Consider the following 20,849-nt stretch of genomic DNA (forward strand, 5'->3'; position numbering starts at 1 on the left):
GGCACGGATCGCGCCCGGTCCGAACGGGGGCGGTCGGAGCCGCCGCCGCGCCGGCAACCCGGCCGGGGCGACCCACCGCCGCGCCGCGCCGGGGATCCCCGCGCGGATCAGCCGAGGCGCCCGTTGCGCCGCCGCCCGCCCGACGTGGGCTAGGAAAGCAGCCTCACGTCGCCTTCTTCAGGCTCTTGCGCAGCTCCCGCGGCAGCGCGAAGGTGATCTTCTCGTTGGCGGTGGTGACCTCCTGGACGTCCGTCCAGCCGCGGTCGGCCAGCCAGGCCAGCAGGTCCATCACCAGCTCGTCGGGGACCGAGGCGCCGCTGGTCACGCCGATCGTCTCGACCCCGTCCAGCCAGGACTCGTCGACCTCGTGGGCGAAGTCGATCAGGTAACCGGAGCGGGCGCCGGCCAGCAGCGCGACCTCGACCAGGCGCTTGGAGTTGGAGGAGTTGCGGGAGCCGACGACCAGCACCAGGTCGCACTCCGGGGCCATCGCCTTGACCGCGACCTGGCGGTTCTGCGTGGCGTAGCAGATGTCGTCGCTCGGCGGGTCGGCCAGCGCGGGGAACCGCTGGCGCAGCTGGTCGACCCGCTCCATGGTCTCGTCGACCGACAGCGTGGTCTGGGACAGCCAGACGACCCTGGACGGGTCCCGGACGGCCACGCGGTCGACGTCCTCCGGGCGATCGACGAGCTGCACGTGGTCCGGCGCCTCGCCGGCGGTGCCCTCGACCTCCTCGTGGCCCTCGTGCCCGATCAGCAGGATGTCGTAGTCGTCCCGCGCGAACCGCTTGGCCTCCTGGTGCACCTTGGTGACCAGCGGGCAGGTGGCGTCGATCGTGCGCAGGTTGCGCTCGGCGGCCCGCTGGTGCACCGCCGGGGCGATCCCGTGGGCGGAAAAGACGACCAGCGAACCCTCGGGGACCTCGTCCACCTCGTCGACGAAGATCGCGCCACGGGCCCGCAGGGTGTCGACCACGTGCCGGTTGTGCACGATCTCCTTGCGCACGTACACCGGCGGGCCGTACGTCTCCAGCGCCTTCTCCACGGTCACCACGGCCCGGTCAACGCCGGCGCAGTAGCCGCGTGGCTTGGCCAGCAGCACACGCTTCATGCCACCCAGGGTACGGATCGGCGCCGTGCAACCCAGAGTAGGCAGATCGGAACGACTGAGGCAGGCTAGGCGCCATGAAGTCACTCCCGTTGCCGATCAGGGTCGCGGCCGGGCTCGCCGTCACCGCCGTCGAGCACGCGCGGGAGCTGCCGGCGAAGCTGGCCGGCCTCCCGGTCACGGTGGCCAGCCAGGCGCTGCAGATGTCGATGCGGTTGCAGCAGCAGGTGACCGAGCTGGCGATCAGAGGCGACGAGGTGCTCTCCGCGCTGCGGCCGGTCGAGGAGACGCCGGACTGGGCGACGTTCGACGAGGATGCCGACACCGACCGGTACGACGCCAGCCGCCCGGCCCCGTTCGACCAGGTGGCCGAGTGGGCGGACATCTCCGGGAACGGCCACCAGGATACCGACGCTCCGGTGATCGCCGACGGCGCCGAGCCCGATCCGTGGGCCCAGGAGGAGCGCGCGCTCGCCGAGGAGACCGCCCAGGACGCCGAGCGCACCGCCGGCCCGGCCGGGATCGCCAACTACGACGAGCTGTCGCTGCCCCAGCTGCGCGCCCGGCTGCGCCGGTTCACCCTGGCCGAGCTGGAGGAGCTGCTCGAGCACGAGCGCACGCACGCCAACCGCCCGTCGTTCGTCGGCATGCTGACCCGTCGCATCGCCACCGTCCGCGACCTGCGGTGAGCGGAGCTTGCGGAGCGAACCATCAGGCACTGCCCTGCCGCCGAGGAACGAGGCGGCAGGGTCGCCGGCACCGAGCTTGCGAGGCGATGGCCATGAGTAACCCGACCACACCCGAGAACCCCTGGCCGGTGCGCACCGTCGCGCGCATGATCGCGGACTGGATCAACCGGCTCGGCTCGGTCTGGGTGGAGGGCCAGGTCACCCAGATCTCCGCCCGGCCGGGCACCGGGACCGCGTTCCTGACGCTGCGCGACCCGGCCGCCGACCTGTCGATCAGCGTGACCTGCCCGGCCGAGGTGCTGCGCGCCCAGGTGCCGCCGCTGGCCGACGGCGCCCGCGTCGTCCTGCACGCCAAGCCGGCGTACTACTTCAACCGCGGCACGCTGAGCCTGCGGGCCGACGAGATCCGCGCGGTCGGCGTCGGGGAGCTGCTGGCCAGGATCGAGCGGCTGCGCCGGTTGCTGGCCGCGGAGGGCCTGTTCGATCCGGCCCGCAAGCGCCGGCCGCCGTTCCTGCCGCGCACGGTCGGGCTGATCACCGGCCGGGCCTCGGCGGCCGAGCACGACGTGCTGGTCAACGCCCGCGCGCGGTGGCCGGCGGTGCGGTTCCGGATCGAGAACGTCGCGGTGCAGGGCGCGCTGTCGGTGCCGCAGATCGTCGACGCGCTGTCTACTTTGGACAAAGACGGCCTGGTCGACGTGATCGTGATCGCCCGCGGCGGCGGCAGCGTCGAGGATCTGCTGCCGTTCTCCGACGAGACGCTCTGCCGGGCGGTGGCCGCCTGCCGCACGCCCGTGGTCAGCGCGATCGGCCACGAGCAGGACACCCCGCTGCTCGATCACGTCGCCGACGTGCGCTGCTCGACGCCGACCGACGCCGGCAAGCGGATCGTGCCGGACGTCACGGAGGAGACCCTGCGCGTGCGGCAGCTGCGCGACCGGGCCCGGCGCGCGCTGCACGGCTGGGTGGACCGGGAGCGCCGGCTGCTGGAGTCGCTGCGCAGCCGGCCGGTGCTGGCCGACCCGCTCGGCCCGCTCGACCGCCGCGCCGAGCAGATCGCCACGCTCGTCGGGCGGGCCCGCCGGGCGGTCCGCAACCACGTGTCCGCCGAGCGAGCCGCGCTCGATGCCACGAATGCCCGCTTGACGACGCTCGGACCAGCGGCCACGCTTGCCCGCGGGTACGCGGTTGTCCAGCGCGTCGACCCGGCCGGTAACTCGGGGGTGCTCCGTTCGATCGCCGAGGCGCCAGCCGGAACCCGGCTGCGGGTCCGGGTCATGGACGGCGCGGTGCATGCGGTCGTGTCCGGTGCGGACCCACCGGCAAGCGGAGGTGGCAGTGGCGAGACTTGAGCGTGAACCGAGCTTCCTGCCGCTGACCCTGTCGACGATCGACACGGTGTCCGGATCCGTGCAGTCCCCGGCGATCAGGGCAAGCGCGGATGCCGTGCGCCGCAGGGCGACGGAGGCCAACACGGCCGCGGCCGAATGCTGGGCCGCGCTGCTCGCCGGCTGCGACGGCCCCGGCACGAAGCTGCTGCCGCGGCGGCTGCGCGAGCTCACCGAGGCCACCTCGATGTTCGCCGGCAAGCGGTGGTGGCAGGGCACCGGATCGGCCCACCGGCACCGGGTCGGGCGGGCCCAGATGCGCATCGAGGAGGCCGTCGCCGAGCGCGACGGCGCCGATTTCGCCGAGGCCTTCGTCGGCTACGACCAGGCGGTCGCCACCGCGCTGGTGCGTGCCCACACCAGATTGGAGAGCTCAGCCCGGTGAGCGGAGCTTGCGAAGCGAACCATCGAACACCGCCCTGCCGCCGAGGAACGAGGCGGCAGGGTCACCATCACCGAGCTTGCGAGGTGATGGCATGAGTGAGACCGAGCTGGACTACGAGCAGGCCCGAGACGAGCTGACCGCCGTGGTCGCCAAGCTGGAGGCGGGCGGGCTGTCGTTGGAGGAGTCGCTGGCGCTGTGGGAGCGCGGCGAGGAACTGGCCAGGATCTGCGACCGCCACCTTGCCGGCGCACGCGAGCGGGTGGAAGCCGCGCTGGCGTCGGTCGAGAGAGGGGAACCCGGGAAGGCGACGTGACAGCGCTTTCTCACCGAGCCGGGTCGGTGACGCATGGTTATCGCGATCGCCATTGATCTGGGAGGATCGGGTCAGGGCCCTTTCCACGCGTCGACTCGGAGGCATCATGACCATCTCGAGCGAAGGCAACGTCCCCACCGCGGGCGCCAGGAGACGGCGCGAAGCTCCCGACCGCAACCTGGCGCTGGAGCTGGTCCGGGTCACCGAGGCGGCGGCGATGGCGGCGGGCCGCTGGGTGGGCCTCGGCGACAAGAACGGCGGTGACGGCGCCGCCGTGGACGCCATGCGCAAGCTGATCGGCACGGTGTCGATGCGCGGCGTGGTGGTGATCGGCGAGGGCGAGAAGGACCAGGCGCCGATGCTCTACAACGGCGAGGAGGTCGGCGACGGCAACGGCCCGGACTGTGACGTCGCGGTCGACCCGATCGACGGAACCACCTTGATGGCAAAGGGAATGCACAACGCCATCGCGGTGCTCGCGGTGGCCGAGCGGGGCGCGATGTTCGACCCGTCCGCGGTGTTCTACATGGAGAAGCTGGCCGTCGGCCCGGAGGCCGCCGACGTCATCGACATCACCGCCCCGGTGAGCGAGAACATCCGCCGGGTGGCCAAGGCCAAGCACAGCGACGTGTCCGACGTCAACGTGTGCATCCTCGACCGGCCGCGGCACGAGGAGCTGGTGCGCCAGGTGCGCGCGGCCGGCGCCCGGATCCGGTTCATCACCGACGGCGACGTGGCCGGCGCGATCTCCACCGCCCGCCCGAACACCGGCGTGGACCTGCTGATGGGCATCGGCGGCACCCCGGAGGGGATCATCGCCGCATGCGCCATGAAGTGCATGGGCGGCGCGATCCAGGCCAGGCTGTGGCCCAAGGACGAGCCGGAGCGGCAGAAGGCGCTCGACGCCGGCCACGATCTCGACCGGGTGCTGGAGACCGACGACCTGGTCCGCGGGGACAACGTGTTCTTCTGCGCCACCGGGGTCACCGACGGCGACCTGCTGCGCGGCGTGCACTACCGGTCCGGCGGGTGCACCACCCAGTCGATCGTGATGCGCTCCAAGTCCGGCACCGTGCGCATGATCGACGGCTTCCACCGGCTGACCAAGCTGCGCGAGTACGCCTCGGTGGACTTCGACCGCCCGTCCAAGGAGGAGGACGAGCACGCCATCCCGCCGCTGCCCTGACTGTGCCTCCCGCTCTTGGGAATGTGTGAAGGTCACATTTTGATCCGTTGCCGGGGTGATCGGGCAACCTGCGGCGGATCCGTCACGTCGTCAGGATAGGAACAGGCGGATCTTGGCCGAGGGGAGCCGACATGCGGATCAAACTGATGATCGTGGGTGTGGCCGGCCTCGCCGCGCTGTCCGCGTGCGGCACCGGCAACGCGGCGTCCTCGGGCGGGCCGTCCGCCGAGCCCCCGACGTCGACGACCACCACGACCACGGTCGCGCCGACCACGACAACGACCACCACCACCACACCGCCGCCCCCACCACCCCCCACCACGACCAAGCCGAAACCCACCACGACCAAGCCGAAGCCCAAGCCGGCCCCGGCCGCCGGAACCCCGTGCTCCATCTCCGACGGCGCGTGCATCGACCTGTCGGCCAACAAGTCCTGGCTGCTGTCCGGCGGCAAGGTCACCTACGGCCCGGTCCCGATCACCCACGGCCGCAAGGGTTACCGGACCCCGCCCGGCACGTTCCGCGTACAGTTCAAGGACATCGACCACAAGAGCAGCCTGTTCGACGACGCCCCGATGCCCTACTCGGTCTTCTTCAACGGCGGCATCGCCTTCCACGAAGGCAGCCTCCGCGAACAGTCCCACGGCTGCATCCACCTCTCCCGCGCCGCCGCCAAGACCTACTACAACACCCTGAAGGTCGGCTCCACGGTCCAGGTCGTCCCGTGATCTGACGGCGTGATACGACTGCCGCATGGAGTTGGACCAGCTCGCCGACCGGTTGCGGGCCTTCGCCGCCGCACGCGCCTGGGAGCGGTACCACACGCCGAAGAACCTGGTGATGGCGCTGTCGGCCGAGGTCGGTGAGCTGACCGAGCTCTTCCAGTGGCTGACCGCGGAGCAGTCGGCCGAGGTGATGACCGAGCCGTCGCAGGCGGAACGGGTCGAGGACGAGCTCGCCGACGTGCTGATCTATCTGGTCAGGCTCGCCGACGTGCTCGGCGTCGATCTCGCGGCCGCCGCGCTGGCGAAGATCCGGCGCAACGAGTCGCGGTTCCCCGTCCCCGGGTGATTCCCCGGGTGTCCGCACGCCTCCCCCAAGGCTGCGGCTATGCTCGGCCGCGCGGCCCGACGGGCACCGGATCATTTCGTTGATGTCCCCACCCGCACATGTTGTTCGCGTGCCCTTGTGGGGGAATACCGGTGGCTCTCGTTCGGCAAAGTGCCGAGTCGCTGCTCGAGGATGCCCGGACTGACAAACTGCACACCGTGCTGGCCGAACAGGCCCGCATCCAGTACGAGGCGGGCATCGGCGCCGGCGAGGTCCGGTCGTGGCAGAACAGCTTGCCCGCATTTCTCGCCGACGTCGTGGATGCCGGTCTTGGCCATGTCGAGGTGCTCCTCGAGCACAAGCTGCCGCACAGTCCCAAACGGGTGGATGTGGTGCTGTGCGGCATCGATCCCCGCCACGGGTCGCCGTCGTACGTGCTCGTCGAGCTCAAACAGTGGTCCAAAGCGGAGCCCGTTGGCGACGATCTGGTACGGATCGACCATTACACCGAACCCGTGCTGCACCCGGTGGAGCAGGTGCGCAGATATTGCGAGTACCTCATCGACGCGACGCCGGCCCTTGCCGAACGCGCCGACGCGGTCCACGGAGTGGCTTACCTGCACAACGCTCGCCAATCGGGCGTGTGGCGAATCCACGAATACCGGCTCGACCAGTACGGCAACCTGTACACGTTGGATACCCGCGGCGAGCTGATCGAGCGCCTTCGCCGGGTACTCGATGTGCGGCCGCTTTCGCGCGATGGAGCGCGCAATGCGGCCGACGAATTCCTCGGTTTCCGCCATGCGCCGTCGAAGCCGCTGCTCGACCGGGCGCACCACGAGATCAGGGATCGGGAGCAGTTCGTGCTGCTCGACGAGCAGCAGGTCGCGTTCAGCCGGGTGATGAGCGCCGTGCGCCGCGCGCACGGCGAGCGCAAGCAGACAGTCATGATCGTGCTCGGCGGCCCGGGTCGGGAAAGAGCGTCATCGCGCTCAGCCTGCTCGGCGAGCTGGCCAGACGTGGACGAACCGCCTATCACGCGACCGGATCGAGCGCGTTCACCAACACCCTGCGCCGGATCGTCGGCACCCGCGACCGGCGAGTGCCGGCGATGTTCAAGTACTTCAACAACTTCGTGGACGCCGAGAAGTTCGGGCTCGATGTCCTCATCTGCGACGAGGCCCATCGCATCCGGGAAACCAGCGTCTACCGCTTCACCCGTCGCGAGACCCGAGCCAGGGCTCGCCGCCAGATCGAGGAGCTGATCGACGCGGCCAGGGTGCCGGTCTTCCTGCTCGACGAGCATCAGATCGTGCGGCCGGGCGAGATGGGCTCCCTCACCGAGATTCGCGCGGTCGCCGAGCAGTTGGACTGTGCGGTCGAGGTGATTCGGCTCGGGGGGCAGTTCCGCTGCGGCGGCTCGGAGTACTACGACGCCTGGGTGGCGCGACTGCTCGGCCTGAGCCGGCTGCCGGCCGCGCCATGGAGTCGGCTCGTCAGCCGGACCGACGAGAGCTTCGCGGTGCGCTCGGCGCGCTCGCCGGAGGAGATGGAGTCGTGGCTGCTCGCCCGGCAGGAGTCGGACGGCGGCACGGCACGGCTTGCCGCGGGTTACTGCTGGCGCTGGAGCGACCCGGTCAACCGGGACGGCGCCCGGGTGCTCGTTGCCGACGTCGAGATCGGTAACTGGCGGCGACCGTGGAACGCCAAGCCGGGCAAGCGGGTCACCGAGGCGCCCGAGTCGTACTACTGGGCCAGTGACGAGCGCGGGTTCGGGCAGGTCGGTTGCATCTACACGGCCCAGGGATTCGAGTACGACTGGGCCGGGGTGATCTTCGGGCCGGACTTCGTGCGCCGCGGCGACGAGTGGGTCGCTCGGCCCGAGCGGTCGCACGACCCGGCCGTCAAGCGGGCCACCCCACCGCAGTTCCGCGCGCTCATCCGCAACACCTACAAGGTCCTGCTCACCAGGGGTATGCGCGGCGTGTGCGTCTACTCCACCGACCCCGAGACCCAGGAGTACCTGGAGTCGATGGCGCGCTAGCCGCCGTGCGGGTGGCAGTGGGTCGAGGTCGACCGGGGGAGGTCGATGGCCGGGTTGCGGTCGAAGAAGCCGAAGGGTTTGAGGGTGAAGCCGGCGCGGTCGACGGGCATGACGGGCCAGTCTTCGGGGCGGGGTAGGTGGGTGGCGCCGAAGGTGAGCCACAGGACGATGTCCTCGCCGTCGATGGTGCGGTCGCGGGCGGTCCACTCGGGGAGCCCGGCGCCGCCGGCGTGCTGGTTGGGGAAGGCGCCGGCCGGGTAGCGCTCGGCGGGGTCGTAGCGGGTCACCCAGAGGTGCCTGGTGGCGAAGGTGGCTCGGCGGGCGATCGACGAGGTGGTGTCGGCGAGCAGTGGGGGCGCCGAGTGCGGCACGACCGTGTAGCCGACCGGCTGGCCGAGGCGGTTGCGCACGCCGGGGTTGACCACGCGCCAGGTTCGGGCGCGGGTCGCGTCGGCGGTGCGGCCGGCCTCGGACTCGCGAGTGAGGGTGTGCGCGGACGTGGTGAACGCGTTGCCGTAGGGGTTGTCCCGGCCGATCGGGACGGGCACGACGTCGATCTCCTGCACGGAGTTCGACACGCCGTCGATCGTGGTGTCCAGCCGGACGTTGAACAGGTGCTGGTGGTAGGGCGCGGCGAGACCCGGCGCCACCTCGGTGCCCCACCGGTACCCCCCATCCGGCATGGCGCCGGTGAACAGGCAGCCGGTGAGCTTGGCCTCCAGCTGGATCGTGCCGTCCTGGTAGAAGTACCAGTAGAAGCCGTAGTCGTAGTTGCCGACGGTGACGAAGAAGGACACGACCAGCCGGCGGGAGCGGCGCGTCTCGGCGAGCCCGGTGACGATGTCGGTGTGCTTCCACAGCACCCCGTGGTCCTCCTCGTGCAGGCAGATCGCGTTGCCGACGACCATGGGGTCGCCGTTGTCGTCGGCCAGCACGGCGTCGAGGTAGTGGATCTCGCCGAGGCAGTCGCAGCCGAGCACGAGCGAGTTGACCTGCTTGCCCAGGTTGTACTCGCCGGCGTCGAAGTAGTTCTGCCAGAACCGGGTCGGGCTCGGATCCGCGTACGGCACCACCATCTCCGCGATCGACGCGCGGTAGATCAGCGGCCGCTCGCGGTCGCCGTCGCGGTAGCCGATCTGGTGCAGGGTCAGCCCCTCGCGCGGGTCGAAGCCGATCCGGAAGCGCCAGTTCTCCCACGTGACCACGTGGCCGTCGACGGTGAAGCCCGGCCCGTCGGGTTGGCTGATCTCCAACGGTTTCACCGTCGTGCGCACCGGGCCGATGGACTGCTCGTCGAGATTGCCGGGCTCGGCCGGAACCGGCATGACCGCGTGGTCGATGAGCGTGACGACCTCCCGCGCGATGAGGTCGACGTAGGCGACGAGACCGTCGATCGGGTGCGCCCAGCAGGCGTCCTGCGGGTGATCCTGGGCGAAGGCCAACGCCCGCAGCAGCCGCCGCCCGCTCTCGCCGGGGATGTCGTACCACCCGGCGGACAGCGGCGCGACGACGACCCGGTCCAGGTCGGTGATGCCGCGCTTGCCGATCGCGTCGACCCAGCGCTGGTCGGCCTTGACGATGTCGCCGATCAGCTCGAACTCCTCCAGCATGATCGGCGCCTGGCCGCGGGTCTCGGTCGGCACGGCCGCCCACGAGACCAGTTCCGCGCGCGTCACCGACACGATCGCCTCGTGCGTCGCCCCGGTCGCGGAGTCCAGCAGCAGCACCAACGCGTGCCGGTCGACCGCGTCGCCGGACCGGAACGCGAGCACCTCGCCCTTCGGCGGCTCGTGCAGCTGCACGAGTGGAAACCGGGTGCTGCCGGCGACCTTGCCGGCGCGCACGAGAACCTCCTTGGCGCGCCGGAGCTCCTCGGCGGTGAGCGGGTCGAGCGGATGCGCCGGCGCCGGGACGGTGTCGTGCGGTGCGGTCAGTTCGGGCGCGGTCTCGGTCATGCGCTCACGGTACTGAGCGCCGGCATTCCTAGCTGACGTCGCTGGAGTGGCCCGGGAACAGGTGTGCCTCGGGGTTGAGCGCCACGGCGATGTTGTTGACCGCGGTGGCCGCCTCGCCGAAGCCGGTGGCGATCAGCTTGACCTTGCCGGGATAGGCGGCGATGTCGCCGGCGGCGTAGATCTTGTCCCGGGCGGTTTTCATCGTCGTGTCCACGGCGATCGCCCGGTGATCGATCTTCAGGCCCCAGGACTCGATCGGCCCGAGGTCTGCGGTGAAGCCGAGCGCGGCGACCACGGTCTGCGCGGGCAGCACCCGGTTCTCCGGCTCGCCCTTGACCTTGATCTCCACCTCGGCCAGCCCGGCGTCGTCGGCGCGCAGCTCGACCACCTCCGCGTCGGTGATGATCGGCACGCCGAGCTCCCGGACCTGGCGGACGGTCGAGGCGAAGGCCCGGAACTTGGCCCTGCGGTGGACGAGCGTGACGCTTTTCGCGATCGGGTGCAGCGACAGCGCCCAGTCGAACGCCGAGTCGCCGCCGCCGACGACGATCACGTTCTGGCCGCGGTGCACCTCCGGCTCGGGCACGAAGTGCACCATGCCGCGGCCGAGCCAGCCGTCGCCGGCCGGCAGCGGGCGGGGGTTGAACTCGCCCATCCCCGCGGTGATCAGCACGGCGCCGGCGCGGATCGTCGCCCCGCCGTCGAGGCCGACGTCGAACTTACCGTCCACTTCGGACAGCGTGATCGCCTTGCGGCCCAGCAGGTACGTCGGCTTCCACTGGTCGGTCTGCTCGACGAGCGCGCTGACCAGGTCCCGGCCGCGCACCGCGGGGAACCCGGCCACGTCATAGATCATCTTTTCCGGGTACATCGCGGTGACCTGACCGCCGGGCTCTGGCAGCGAGTCCACCATGGCCACCTTCAGCTCGCGGAACCCGGCGTAGTAGGCGGCGAACAGGCCGGTCGGGCCGGCGCCGACGATCAGGATGTCGACCTCGGTCGGTGTCGGGTTCGTCATACGTACCGCCTTTGCCTAGGAGCCCACCGTGCCCACCCGGAGTGTCCAGGGCCAGACTAGAGGTATGGCCAAGGACGAGTACCGCATCGAGCACGACACGATGGGCGAGGTGCGGGTTCCCGCCGACGCGCTGTGGCGCGCGCAGACCCAGCGGGCCGTGCAGAACTTCCCGATCTCCGGGCGCGGCCTCGAGCGCGCCCAGATCCGCGCCCTCGGCCTACTGAAGGCCGCCGCCGCCCGGGCCAACCGGAAGCTGGGCGTGCTCGACGCCGACGTCGCCGCGGCCATCGCCGCCGCCGCGGACGAGGTGGCCGAGGGCCGGCACGACGCGCACTTCCCGATCGACGTGTTCCAGACCGGGTCCGGCACCTCGTCCAACATGAACGCCAACGAGGTCATCGCCACCCTGGCCAGCACCCGGCTCGGCCGGGACGTGCACCCCAACGACCACGTCAACGCCTCCCAGTCGTCCAACGACACCTTCCCCACGACGATCCACATCGCCGCGACCGAGGCCCTGGTCCGCGACCTCATCCCGGCCCTCGAGCACCTCGCCCGGACCATCGAGACGCGCGCCGACGAGTGGGACACCGTGGTCAAGTCCGGCCGCACCCACCTGATGGACGCCGTCCCGATCACCCTCGGCCAGGAGGCCAGGGCCTGGGCAACCCAGGTGCGCTACGGGATCGACCGCCTGACCGGCTGCCTGCCGCGCCTTGGCGAGCTGCCCATCGGCGGCACCGCGGTCGGCAGCGGGCTCAACGCCCCACCCGGCTTCGGGGCGCTCGTGTCCGAGGAGCTGGCGTCGCTGACCGGGCTGCCGCTGACCGAGGCCCGCGACCACTTCGAGGCCCAGGCCGCCCAGGACGGCGTCGTCGAGGCCTCCGGCCAGCTCCGCACCGTGGCCGTGTCGCTGTTCAAGATCGCCAACGATCTCCGCTGGCTGGGCTCGGGCCCGCGCACCGGTCTGGCCGAGCTGGCCCTGCCCGACCTGCAACCCGGCTCGTCGATCATGCCCGGCAAGGTCAACCCCGTGATCTGCGAGGCCACCATGATGGTCGTGGCCCAGGTGATCGGCAACGACGCCGCCGTCGCCTTCGCCGGCGCCCAGGGCAACTTCCAGCTCAACGTCATGCTCCCGGTTATAGCCCGCAACATCCTTGAGTCCGCCCGCCTGCTCGCCGCCGCCGCCACGCTCCTCGCCGACAAGGTCATCGCCGGCGCCGTCCCCAACGCCGACCGCCAACGCGAGTACGCCGAGTCCTCCCCGGCCATCGTCACCCCGCTCAACCGCTACCTCGGCTACGAGGAAGCCGCCGCCATCGCCAAGCAGGCCCTCAAGGAGCGCAAGACCATCCGCGACGTCGTCCTCGAACGCGGCCACGTCGACGCCGGCCGCCTCACCCTCGCCCAACTCGACCAAGCCCTCGACGTCCTGCACATGGCCCACCCCAACAGCTCCCCCACCCGCACCCGGTAACCCGACGCCCAAGGTCGGCGCCCCGCCCGAAGCCGCCGGCCCGCGGTGCACCCCACGTCCCGCGTCGACCCCCACATTGCCGCGCACCCACCGTGCGGCCGGCCCAACCCGATGATCGACTCGCCGCACCAATCCCCAGTCGGCCCCCACCCCGTCTGGGGTGGGGAGGCGGGTTCGTGGGCGGTTAGCCGGGAATCGCGGTTGGAAGATCCACTTTGGGTGAGGTGTGGATGGGTGGGGTGGCAGGGCGCCCGGCAAAGTCCGGTGCCAGCCGGGTCCCCCGCGCGCGGCGGAGCCCGTGGTGGTGCCGGGATCCAGGTTGCGTTCCGGTGTCTGGTGTTCCGGTAGTCATGTTCCGCGTTGGTGCAGCCATGTGACGCGTTCCCGTAGCCAGCCTTGCCGGAGCCGCGCGGCGCAGCCGTCGTCCACAAGGTGATCTTGGCGACTTCGCCGCACTATTCCCAGTCAGCCCCCACCCCGTCTGGGGTGGGGAGGCGGGTTCGTGGGCAGTTTAGCCGGGAATCGCGGTTGGAAGATCCACTTTGGGTGGGGTGTGGATGGGTGAGGTGGGTGTGGACAACGTGGGTCGGTGGCGGTGCAGGCCGAGGACGCAGCCGGCGGTGACGAGGACAATGCCGGCGCACGAGACGAGGGTCAGGGGTTGGGCGCCGAGGGCGATCGAGACGGCGAGGCCGGAGACGGGCATGAGGCCGATGAGCACGCCGGCGCGGTCGGCGCCGAGGTCGGAGACGGCGCGATACCACAGGCAGAAGCCGAGGGCGGTGGTGAGGGCGGCGAGCAGGAGCAGGGCGGCCGCCTCGCGCGCGGTGGGGAGTTGCCAGGCGGCGGCGCCGTCGATCGCGGTGGCGAGCACGGATCCGAGGGCGGCGGCGAGCAGGCAGCACCAGGTTGACACCGCGAACGCGCCGAGGCGGGCGACGACGCCGATCGCGAGCAGGGTGAACGAGGCTTCGCAGGCGAGGGTGAGCAGCGCGAGCAGGAGGCCGGGGCCGTGCCAGGAGCCGCCGCCGCTGAGCACGACGATGCCGGCGACGACCGCGAGCGCGCCGACCATGGTCAGCAGCGCCGGGCGGCCGGCCAGCAGGGGCGCGAGCAGGGCGAGCACGAGCGGGGTTCCGCCGAGGACGGCCGCGACGAACCCGGGTTCGGCGTAGCGCTGGGCGTAGAGCAGGCAGGCGTTGAAGCCGAGCATGCCGGTGGCGGCCAGGCCGAGCAGGCTGAGCAGGTCCCGTGCGCCCGGCCGGGGCAGCCGGCGGCGCCCCACCCCGGCCCACGCCACCAGCAGCAGGCCGCCGAGCAGGTAGCGGATCGCCTGACCGGACAGCATCGGGTACGCGTCGAGCAGGCCGACGACCGGAACGGAGCCGCCCACGATGGTGGCGGCGAGGGCGCCGGAGCCGATGGCGATCCCGGCGCGGGGAGCGCGAGCGACCAAGTCCGTCATGGCGACCAGCCTGGCCGACAAGTGGTTCAGGAGTAAGGTCCAATTTGATGGCCGAAGAATGGACCACCTTGCGGGAGATGCTGCTGCCGGCGGCCGAGGAAACGGCCCGCGGCCGGCACGGCCGCAGCCTGGAGGCCGCCCTGCGCGGGGCGATCCGCGGCGGCCAGCTTCCGGCCGGCACCCGGCTGCCGTCCAGCCGCGACCTGGCCGGCCAGCTCGGCGTCGCGCGCGGCACGGTGACGGCCGCGTACGGCCAGCTCGTCGCCGAGGGGTACCTCACCAGCCGCCGGGGCTCCGGCACCAGGGTCGCCGACGACCTCGGCTGCACCCCCTCCACCGAGCCGGGGCCCGCACCGCCCACCGCCCGGTGGCGCTACGACCTGCGGCCGGGACTGCCCGCGCTGTCGGCCTTCCCGCGCGCGGAATGGCTGGCCGCGAGCCGGGCGGCGCTGGCCCGGCTGCCCGACGAGGCGCTCGGCTACCCCGACCCGGCCGGGCTGCAGGAGCTGCGCACCGAGCTGGCCGGCTACCTCGGCCGGGTGCGCGCGGTCACCGTCACCGCGGACGACATCGTGATCACGCACGGCGCCGCGGAGGGACTTGCGCTGCTCGGCGCGGTGCTGGCCGCGCGCGGGCGGCGCGACCTCGCCGTGGAGGATCCGGGGCACCAGGGGCAGCTGGAGCTGCTGACCGCGAGCGGCGTTCGGCCGTGCCCGGTCCCGGCCGACTGCGACGGCATCCGGGTGGACCTGCTCGCCGCGACCGAATGCCGGGCGGCGCTGATCACCGCGGCGCACCAGTTCCCGCTCGGCACGGCGCTGCCCCCGCAGCGGCGGCACGCGCTGCTGGCCTGGGCGCGCGAGCGGGACGGGCTGGTGATCGAGGACGACTACGACGCCGAGCACCGCTACGACCGCCCGGCGCTGCGCGCGATGCAGGCGATGGACCCGATCCGGGTCGCCTACGTCGGCAGCGTCAGCAAGACGCTGGCGCCCGCGTTGCGGCTCGGCTGGCTGGTGGCGCCACCATGGCTGCGCGCGGATCTGGTGCGGCGCAAGCGATTGACCGACCTCGGCTGCTCGCCGCTGCCGCAGGCGGCGTTCGCCGGTCTGCTGCGCTCCGGCGGTTACGACCGGCACCTGCGCCGGACCCGGCTGCTGTACCGGCGGCGGCGTGACGCGCTGCTTGCCGCGCTGGCCGAGCGGCTGCCCGCGTGGCAGCCGATCGGCATCGCCGCCGGTCTGCACGTGCTGCTGCGCCTGCCGGATGGGATGGATGATTCCGTTGTGCACCAAGGGTTGGCCGCGCGCGGCGTGTACGCGCCGGCGCTGTCGGAGTACGCCCGCGGCGCGGGCGGGCCGGGGTATCCGGGCCTGGTGCTCGGCTACGCGGCACTGTCGGCGGACCGGCTGCGCGCCGCCGTGGCCGAGATCGCGGAGACGCTTACCTGATGCGGGTGACCAGGGTCGTGAAGGACCGCGCGGGAAGGGCCAGCACCGGGCCCGGGTTCTTCGAGTCGCGCAGCCCCACGGCGGGACCCGTGCGGGCGACCTCGACACAGTTGGCGTTGTTGGTACTGCGAGAGCTCTTGCGCCAGCAAACGATCTTCATGTGCGACACCTCTCTCTAGTCGAGCTCGGCGGCGATCGCGGCGATCAGCTCGGCCGTCTCATCCGGTGGCAGCGCCATGCCCAGGATGTTCCGTAATGCGAGCCGGTAGCGTTCCAGATCGGCGTCGTCCTCCAGGAAAATTCCGGTGTCATGGTTCTCGACGAAAACCAGGCTGGGTTCCTCGACGAACTCCAGGATCACGAAGGGACCGCGCAGCCCGGCGTTCGCGCCGGCACTGATCGGCAGCACGCGGAGACCGATATTCGGACGCTCAGCGACCGTGAGAAGGTGTTTGAGTTGACGCTTCATCACGCCGGGCGCGCCGATCGGCTGGCGCAGCGCGATCTCGTGTATCACCGCGAGAAACAGCGGCGCGCTGACCCGGGTCAGCAACGCCTGCCTGGCCATCCGCGAGGCCACCAGGTTGTCCAGCTCCCCGTTGCTGAGCGTCGGTTCCCCGCCCTTGATCATCGCGGCGCTGTACTCCGATGTCTGGAGCAGGCCGGGGATCACCATCGGCTCGTAGTTCAGGATTCGGGTCGCCTTGTTCTCCAGGTCGATCAGCGTGCGCCACAGGTGCGGCAGGCCGGCCTGCCGTTGCCACCAACCCTTCTCGTGCCCGCGTTGCAGCAGGTTGAGCAGCGCCTGCCGGCGCGCGGCCGGCACCTGGTAGAAACCGAGCAGCGCGGCGACGTCGTCGACCTGCATGCCGCTGTTCCCGGTTTCGATACGGCTGATCTTGCTGGCCGACACCCCCAGGATTTTGGCCACCTCGGCACAGCTCAGACCGCGCTTCTCTCTCAGGCTGCGCAGTTCGGCGGCGACCGTCCGCGACCGCACGGAGGTGTGCGGGTTTCCGGGCATAGCCGAATCCTGGCGAAGAGCGTTGGTCACGAACAACTACACGAATGGGCGAACCCTACGCACGGGTACCAACGTCGTCGGCTATTGGGAGTAATTGGTCCACAATGGACGGCGGCGCAAAACGTATAAGGTTGACGAATAGTCGACATCGGGACATCCGACTGTCGGCGCCTCTCACACCGCGCATCGCAATGGTCCGCCGTGGTACGCCACGGTGTCGGTGAAGGCGCCGAGGATGTCGGCCTCTTGTCCGGCCAGCTCGGCGTAAGCGCGATGCAGGTTGAGCACGAGGCGTTCGTTGTCCGGCCAGGCGGCGAACTCGCCGAGGTCGGCCCGGCGCGCGGCGTCGAGCGGGGCCAGACCGGCGGCCCGTCCCGCCGACGCCGTGTCGAGCACGAACCGGTAGTAGCGCGCGTGCGCGTCGAGCACGGCCGGGAAGTCCGCGCCGTCGATCAGCGGCCCGTGCCCCGGCACGACGCGGTCGGCGCCGAACGAGGCCAGCCAGTCGAGGCCGCGCAGCGCGCCGGACAGCGATCCCATCAGCACCAGCGGCGTGACCCGGTGGAAGATCAGATCCCCGGTGAACAGCACGCGATCGTCCGGCAGCCACGCCACGACGTCGCCGAGGGTGTGCGCCGGATGGCCGGGATGGCGCAGCTCGACGCGACGGTCGCCGACGAACACGGTGAGCTGGTGGTGCAGCACGACCGTCGGCGGGCGCAGCCGCAGCGCGCCCCACTGCGGCGTCGGCGACCAGATCGGCGGCGTGTTGGCCAGGATGACGTCGGCGAGCACGCCGTCCCTTGTCGCCTGGTGCCCGACGATCACGGTCGACTCGGGCAGCAGGCTGTTGCCGTAGGTGTGGTCGCCGTGCCAGTGGGTGTTGACCGCGACCCGGACCGCGGCGCCCCCGGCCGCCTCGTCGACCGCGGCCAGGAATCGGCGGGTGCGCCGTTCGGTCGCACACGTGTCGACCAGCAGCGGACCGCCGTCGCCGAGCACCACGCCGGCGTTGTTGATCCACCACGAGCCGTCGGGCTGCACCCAGGCGAGCACGCCGTCGGCGATCGGAACGAGGCTGGCCGGTTCGGGCTCCGTCATGACGGCCACCGTAGCGTCGAATGTCGGTGTGTCGGGGCAGTATGGACGGGTGCTGTTCGCCGACGTCGTGGCCACCTCCGCCGCCGTGGCGGCGACCCGCTCGCGGCTGACCAAGGTCGAGGCCCTTGCCGGCCTGCTGCGCCGCGCACAGGGCCCGGCCGAGATCGAGACCGTGGTCGCCTTCCTCGCCGGCGCGCCCCGCCAGGGCCGCATCGGCGCCGGCTGGCGCACGCTGGTCGAGCTGGAGGTGCCGCCCGCCGCCACGGCCAACCTGACCGTGCACCAGGTGGACGAGCTGCTCGACGCCGTGTCCCGCACCGGCGGCAAGGGCTCCGCCGCCCGGCGGGCCGAGCTGCTCGGTCGGCTGTTCGGCGCGGCCACCGCGGCCGAGCAGCGGTTCCTGCACCACCTGCTCACCGGCGAGCTGCGGCAGGGCGCGCTCGAGGGCATCATGCTCGACGCCATCGCCGCGGCCGGCGCGATCCCGGGCGAGGCCGTGCGCCGCGCGTTCATGCTCTCCGGGCGGCTGCCCGCCACCGCCTCCGCCGCGCTGACCGGAGGCCAGGAGGCGCTGGCCGCGTTCGGGCTCGAGCTGGGCCGCCCGCTGCGCCCGATGCTGGCCTCGCCGTCGGAGTCACTCGCCGAGGCCCTTGCCGAGCTGGGATCGTGTGCCGTCGAGTACAAGCTCGACGGCGCCCGGATCCAGGTGCACCGCGTCGACGCCGAGGTGCACGTGTACACCCGGACGCTGCGCGAGATCACCGGGAGCGTTCCGGAGCTGGTCGAGCTGGTGCGCGCGCTGCCGTGCCGCTCGGTCGTGCTGGACGGCGAGACGCTGGCGCTGTCCGACGACGGCCGGCCGCGGCCGTTCCAGGAGACGATGAGCCGCTTCGGCGCGACCAGCGAGCGCGAGCTGCTGCTGCACCCGTACTTCTTCGACTGCCTGCATCTCGACGGCGCCGACCTGGTCGACGCCCCGCTGCGGGAGCGCAACGCGGCGCTGCGCACGGCCGTGGGCGAGCTGGTCATCCCCGGCGTCCTCGAGCCGACCCCGGAGCAGGCCGAGGCGGTGCTCAGCGGCGCGCTCGACGCCGGCCACGAGGGCGTCGTGGTGAAGTCCCTGGACTCCCCCTACCAGGCCGGCCGGCGCGGCCGCGCCTGGCAGAAGGTCAAGCCCGTGCACACCCTCGACCTTGTGGTGCTGGCCGCGGAGTGGGGTCACGGCCGGCGCACCGGCTACCTGTCCAACCTGCACCTCGGCGCGCGGGATCCCGACGGCGGCCCGCCGATCATGGTCGGCAAGACGTTCAAGGGCCTCACCGACGAGCTGCTCGCCTGGCAGACGTCGGAGTTCCCCAAGCACGAGGACCACCGCACCGACTGGGTCGTGCACCTCAAACCCGCGCTGGTGGTGGAGATCGCGCTGGACGGCGTGCAGGTCAGCCCGCGCTACCCGGGCGGCGTGGCGCTGCGGTTCGCCCGCGTGGTCCGCTACCGCCCGGACAAGGAGCCCGCCGACGCCGACACCATCGACGCCGTCCGGGCCCTGCTCCCGAGCGGCGGGCAGGCCGTCGACCCGGGCTAGTCTGCGAGTCGGGCCGGCGATGTCTGGACTGAGGAGCGCGCGCAGGCGCGAGGAACGAGCGCCGAGCACGCGAGGGAAGACATCGCGTCAAGGCCCGCGAGCCGTCCGAGCGAGGAACGAGCGAGGACAATCAAACACTGTGCGGTTCATCAACGACACGCCGTCGGGGTTCGACCTGACCTACGACGACGTCTTCCTGGTACCCGGCCGGTCCGCCGTCGAGTCCCGATTCGACGTTGATCTGTCCACTTCGGACGGAACCGGTGCGACGATTCCGATCGTGGTGGCCAACATGACCGCCGTGGCCGGCAAGCGGATGGCCGAGACGGTGGCGCGCCGCGGCGGTCTCGTGGTGCTGCCGCAGGACGTCGACCCGGCCGTGGTGGCCGAGATCGTGGCGTGGGTGAAGTCCCGGCACCCGGTGTGGGACACGCCGCTGGTGCTCACCCCGGGCGACGCGGTGGCCGATGCGCTGAACCTGCTCCCGAAACGTGCGCACGGCGCGGTCGTGGTGGTGGACGAGGACGGCCGGCCGCGCGGCGTGGTGGACGAGGCCGCGTGCCTCGGCGTGGACCGGTTCACCAGGGTCGGCGAGGTGGCCGACCCGGAGATCCTGGTCGTGCCGATCACCAGGTCGCCGCGCGAGGTCTTCGAGCACCTGCACGGCCGCACCGCGCGGATCGCCCTCGGCGTGGACGAGCGGGGCCGGCTGGCCGGGGTGCTCACCGAGCTCGGCGCGCTGCGCTCGGAGCTGTACGCGCCCGCCGTCGACGACCGGGGCCGGCTGCGGGTGGCCGCGGCCATCGGGGTGAACGGCGACGTGGCGGCCAAGGCCGGCGCGCTGCTCGACGCCGAGATCGACACGCTGGTGGTGGACACCGCGCACGGGCACCAGGAGAAGATGATCTCCGCGCTGAAGGCGGTGCGCTCGGTGTCGCCGGCCGTCGCGGTGGCGGCCGGCAACGTGGTCACCGCCGAGGGCGTGCGCGACCTTGTCGAGGCCGGCGCCGACGTGATCAAGGTCGGGGTCGGCCCCGGCGCGATGTGCACGACCCGGATGATGACCGGCGTTGGCCGGCCGCAGTTCTCCGCGGTGCTGGAGTGCGCCCGGCAGGCCCGCGAGCTCGGCGCGCACGTGTGGGCCGACGGCGGCGTGCGGCATCCCCGCGACGTGGCCCTTGCCCTTGCCGCCGGCGCGTCCAGCGTGATGATCGGCTCGTGGTTCGCCGGCACCTACGAGTCGCCGGGCGACCTGCAGCGCGACGAGACCGGCCAGCCGTTCAAGGAGTCCTTCGGCATGGCCTCCAAGCGGGCGGTCACCGCACGCACCCGCGGCGACAGCGCGTTCGACCGGGCCCGCAAGGCGCTGTTCGAGGAGGGCATCTCGACGTCGCGCATGCGCCTGGATCCGGCCGCGCCGAGCGTGGAGGACCTGCTCGACTCCATCTGCTATGGCGTCCGCTCGGCCTGCACCTACGCCGGCGCGCGCAACCTGGCCGAGTTCCACGACCGCGCCGTGGTCGGCATCCAGTCCTCCGCCGGCTTCGCCGAGGGCCGGCCGCTGCCGTCCGGCTGGCAAACCGTGTAACGCAAAGGCCGCACCCGCT

At 71.8% G+C, this 20,849-nt stretch carries 20 protein-coding genes; 12 read left to right on the top strand and 8 right to left on the bottom strand.

The window, feature by feature from the left end; all coding sequences use genetic code 11:
* Window positions 1-163 precede the first annotated feature (163 nt).
* Window positions 164-1,111: a 4-hydroxy-3-methylbut-2-enyl diphosphate reductase gene (locus VGX25_RS09075; RefSeq protein WP_326917185.1), complete on the bottom strand. Its 948-nt coding sequence runs from the start codon at window positions 1,109-1,111 to the stop codon at window positions 164-166.
* 74 nt (window positions 1,112-1,185) lie between these two features.
* On the opposite strand from VGX25_RS09075, the gene VGX25_RS09080 reads away from it, so the two are divergent.
* From VGX25_RS09080 to VGX25_RS09110, 7 genes are all read left to right on the top strand, one after another.
* Window positions 1,186-1,797, top strand: coding sequence for a lipid droplet-associated protein (locus tag VGX25_RS09080; RefSeq protein WP_326917186.1), 612 nt, complete (start codon window positions 1,186-1,188; stop codon window positions 1,795-1,797).
* A 92-nt stretch (window positions 1,798-1,889) separates the two neighbouring features.
* Window positions 1,890-3,149, top strand: coding sequence for an exodeoxyribonuclease VII large subunit (xseA, locus tag VGX25_RS09085; protein WP_326917187.1), 1,260 nt, complete (start codon window positions 1,890-1,892; stop codon window positions 3,147-3,149).
* Window positions 3,136-3,570, top strand: a complete 435-nt coding sequence (locus VGX25_RS09090) for a sugar ABC transporter substrate-binding protein (protein WP_414635741.1) — start codon at window positions 3,136-3,138, stop codon at window positions 3,568-3,570. The genes xseA and VGX25_RS09090 overlap by 14 nt, the downstream gene beginning before the upstream one ends.
* Window positions 3,571-3,661: 91 nt before the next feature.
* On the top strand, window positions 3,662-3,883 hold the full coding sequence (locus tag VGX25_RS09095) for an exodeoxyribonuclease VII small subunit (RefSeq protein WP_326917188.1): 222 nt from the start codon (window positions 3,662-3,664) through the stop codon (window positions 3,881-3,883).
* A gap of 106 nt (window positions 3,884-3,989) precedes the next feature.
* Window positions 3,990-5,069 carry a class II fructose-bisphosphatase gene (gene glpX / locus VGX25_RS09100; protein ID WP_326917189.1) on the top strand — a complete coding sequence of 360 codons (1,080 nt, stop codon included), beginning with the start codon at window positions 3,990-3,992 and terminating at the stop codon, window positions 5,067-5,069.
* Between the two features lie 131 nt (window positions 5,070-5,200).
* Window positions 5,201-5,797, top strand: a complete 597-nt coding sequence (locus VGX25_RS09105) for a L,D-transpeptidase (protein ID WP_326917190.1) — start codon at window positions 5,201-5,203, stop codon at window positions 5,795-5,797.
* A gap of 25 nt (window positions 5,798-5,822) precedes the next feature.
* Complete coding sequence (locus tag VGX25_RS09110; protein WP_326917191.1) at window positions 5,823-6,140, top strand: nucleotide pyrophosphohydrolase; 318 nt, start codon at window positions 5,823-5,825, stop codon at window positions 6,138-6,140.
* 71 nt (window positions 6,141-6,211) lie between these two features.
* Here VGX25_RS09110 and VGX25_RS09115 read toward each other — a convergent pair whose 3' ends face one another.
* Complete coding sequence (locus tag VGX25_RS09115; RefSeq protein WP_326917211.1) at window positions 6,212-7,045, bottom strand: hypothetical protein; 834 nt, start codon at window positions 7,043-7,045, stop codon at window positions 6,212-6,214.
* Window positions 7,046-7,128: 83 nt separating this feature from the next.
* Here VGX25_RS09115 and VGX25_RS09120 point away from each other — a divergent pair, with 83 nt between their 5' ends.
* Window positions 7,129-8,163, top strand: a complete 1,035-nt coding sequence (locus VGX25_RS09120; protein WP_326917207.1) for a DNA/RNA helicase domain-containing protein — start codon at window positions 7,129-7,131, stop codon at window positions 8,161-8,163.
* Here the strand turns inward: VGX25_RS09120 and VGX25_RS09125 are convergent.
* Both VGX25_RS09125 and VGX25_RS09130 read right to left on the bottom strand, forming a co-directional pair.
* Entirely contained in the window at window positions 8,160-10,118 is a 1,959-nt protein-coding gene (locus VGX25_RS09125) for a primary-amine oxidase (protein WP_326917192.1), read from the bottom strand. The genes VGX25_RS09120 and VGX25_RS09125 overlap by 4 nt on opposite strands.
* A gap of 28 nt (window positions 10,119-10,146) precedes the next feature.
* Window positions 10,147-11,136 carry an NAD(P)/FAD-dependent oxidoreductase gene (locus VGX25_RS09130; RefSeq protein ID WP_326917193.1) on the bottom strand — a complete coding sequence of 330 codons (990 nt, stop codon included), beginning with the start codon at window positions 11,134-11,136 and terminating at the stop codon, window positions 10,147-10,149.
* 64 nt (window positions 11,137-11,200) lie between these two features.
* Between VGX25_RS09130 and VGX25_RS09135 the strand changes: the two genes are divergently transcribed.
* Window positions 11,201-12,616 carry a class II fumarate hydratase gene (locus tag VGX25_RS09135; protein ID WP_326917194.1) on the top strand — a complete coding sequence of 472 codons (1,416 nt, stop codon included), beginning with the start codon at window positions 11,201-11,203 and terminating at the stop codon, window positions 12,614-12,616.
* A gap of 511 nt (window positions 12,617-13,127) precedes the next feature.
* On the opposite strand, the gene VGX25_RS09140 is transcribed toward VGX25_RS09135, so the two are convergent.
* Window positions 13,128-14,081 carry a DMT family transporter gene (locus tag VGX25_RS09140; RefSeq protein WP_326917195.1) on the bottom strand — a complete coding sequence of 318 codons (954 nt, stop codon included), beginning with the start codon at window positions 14,079-14,081 and terminating at the stop codon, window positions 13,128-13,130.
* 47 nt (window positions 14,082-14,128) lie between these two features.
* On the opposite strand from VGX25_RS09140, the gene VGX25_RS09145 reads away from it, so the two are divergent.
* Window positions 14,129-15,532: a PLP-dependent aminotransferase family protein gene (locus VGX25_RS09145; RefSeq protein ID WP_326917196.1), complete on the top strand. Its 1,404-nt coding sequence runs from the start codon at window positions 14,129-14,131 to the stop codon at window positions 15,530-15,532.
* On the opposite strand, the gene VGX25_RS09150 is transcribed toward VGX25_RS09145, so the two are convergent.
* The 3 genes from VGX25_RS09150 to VGX25_RS09160 all read right to left on the bottom strand — a co-directional run bounded on the left by VGX25_RS09150 (window position 15,525) and on the right by VGX25_RS09160 (window position 17,657).
* Window positions 15,525-15,692, bottom strand: a complete 168-nt coding sequence (locus VGX25_RS09150) for a DUF397 domain-containing protein (RefSeq protein ID WP_326917197.1) — start codon at window positions 15,690-15,692, stop codon at window positions 15,525-15,527. The two genes, VGX25_RS09145 and VGX25_RS09150, sit on opposite strands and share 8 nt — an antisense overlap.
* 15 nt (window positions 15,693-15,707) lie before the next feature.
* Window positions 15,708-16,586 carry a helix-turn-helix transcriptional regulator gene (locus tag VGX25_RS09155; protein WP_326917208.1) on the bottom strand — a complete coding sequence of 293 codons (879 nt, stop codon included), beginning with the start codon at window positions 16,584-16,586 and terminating at the stop codon, window positions 15,708-15,710.
* A gap of 144 nt (window positions 16,587-16,730) precedes the next feature.
* The gene (locus tag VGX25_RS09160) at window positions 16,731-17,657 is read right to left on the bottom strand and encodes an MBL fold metallo-hydrolase (protein WP_326917198.1); all 927 of its coding nucleotides are present in this window, start codon (window positions 17,655-17,657) and stop codon (window positions 16,731-16,733) included.
* Window positions 17,658-17,706: 49 nt separating this feature from the next.
* Here VGX25_RS09160 and VGX25_RS09165 point away from each other — a divergent pair, with 49 nt between their 5' ends.
* Together VGX25_RS09165 and VGX25_RS09170 are read left to right on the top strand one after the other, a co-directional pair.
* Complete coding sequence (locus tag VGX25_RS09165) at window positions 17,707-19,242, top strand: ATP-dependent DNA ligase (RefSeq protein ID WP_326917209.1); 1,536 nt, start codon at window positions 17,707-17,709, stop codon at window positions 19,240-19,242.
* Between the two features lie 139 nt (window positions 19,243-19,381).
* Window positions 19,382-20,830, top strand: a complete 1,449-nt coding sequence (locus tag VGX25_RS09170) for a GuaB1 family IMP dehydrogenase-related protein (RefSeq protein ID WP_326917199.1) — start codon at window positions 19,382-19,384, stop codon at window positions 20,828-20,830.
* The last annotated feature ends 19 nt before the right edge of the window (window positions 20,831-20,849 follow it).

Source organism: Actinophytocola sp. (genome assembly GCF_035942955.1).
Taxonomy (GTDB): Bacteria; Actinomycetota; Actinomycetes; order Mycobacteriales; family Pseudonocardiaceae; genus DASYTH01.

Coding starts and splice junctions, on each gene's coding strand:
- VGX25_RS09075 (WP_326917185.1), bottom strand. CDS start 1,111: ATGAAGCGTGTGCTGCTGGCCAAGCCACGCGGCTACTGCGCCGGCGTT.
- VGX25_RS09080 (WP_326917186.1), top strand. CDS start 1,186: ATGAAGTCACTCCCGTTGCCGATCAGGGTCGCGGCCGGGCTCGCCGTC.
- xseA (WP_326917187.1), top strand. CDS start 1,890: ATGAGTAACCCGACCACACCCGAGAACCCCTGGCCGGTGCGCACCGTC.
- VGX25_RS09095 (WP_326917188.1), top strand. CDS start 3,662: ATGAGTGAGACCGAGCTGGACTACGAGCAGGCCCGAGACGAGCTGACC.
- glpX (WP_326917189.1), top strand. CDS start 3,990: ATGACCATCTCGAGCGAAGGCAACGTCCCCACCGCGGGCGCCAGGAGA.
- VGX25_RS09105 (WP_326917190.1), top strand. CDS start 5,201: ATGCGGATCAAACTGATGATCGTGGGTGTGGCCGGCCTCGCCGCGCTG.
- VGX25_RS09110 (WP_326917191.1), top strand. CDS start 5,823: ATGGAGTTGGACCAGCTCGCCGACCGGTTGCGGGCCTTCGCCGCCGCA.
- VGX25_RS09125 (WP_326917192.1), bottom strand. CDS start 10,118: ATGACCGAGACCGCGCCCGAACTGACCGCACCGCACGACACCGTCCCG.
- VGX25_RS09130 (WP_326917193.1), bottom strand. CDS start 11,136: ATGACGAACCCGACACCGACCGAGGTCGACATCCTGATCGTCGGCGCC.
- VGX25_RS09135 (WP_326917194.1), top strand. CDS start 11,201: ATGGCCAAGGACGAGTACCGCATCGAGCACGACACGATGGGCGAGGTG.
- VGX25_RS09140 (WP_326917195.1), bottom strand. CDS start 14,081: ATGACGGACTTGGTCGCTCGCGCTCCCCGCGCCGGGATCGCCATCGGC.
- VGX25_RS09145 (WP_326917196.1), top strand. CDS start 14,129: ATGGCCGAAGAATGGACCACCTTGCGGGAGATGCTGCTGCCGGCGGCC.
- VGX25_RS09150 (WP_326917197.1), bottom strand. CDS start 15,692: ATGAAGATCGTTTGCTGGCGCAAGAGCTCTCGCAGTACCAACAACGCC.
- VGX25_RS09160 (WP_326917198.1), bottom strand. CDS start 17,657: ATGACGGAGCCCGAACCGGCCAGCCTCGTTCCGATCGCCGACGGCGTG.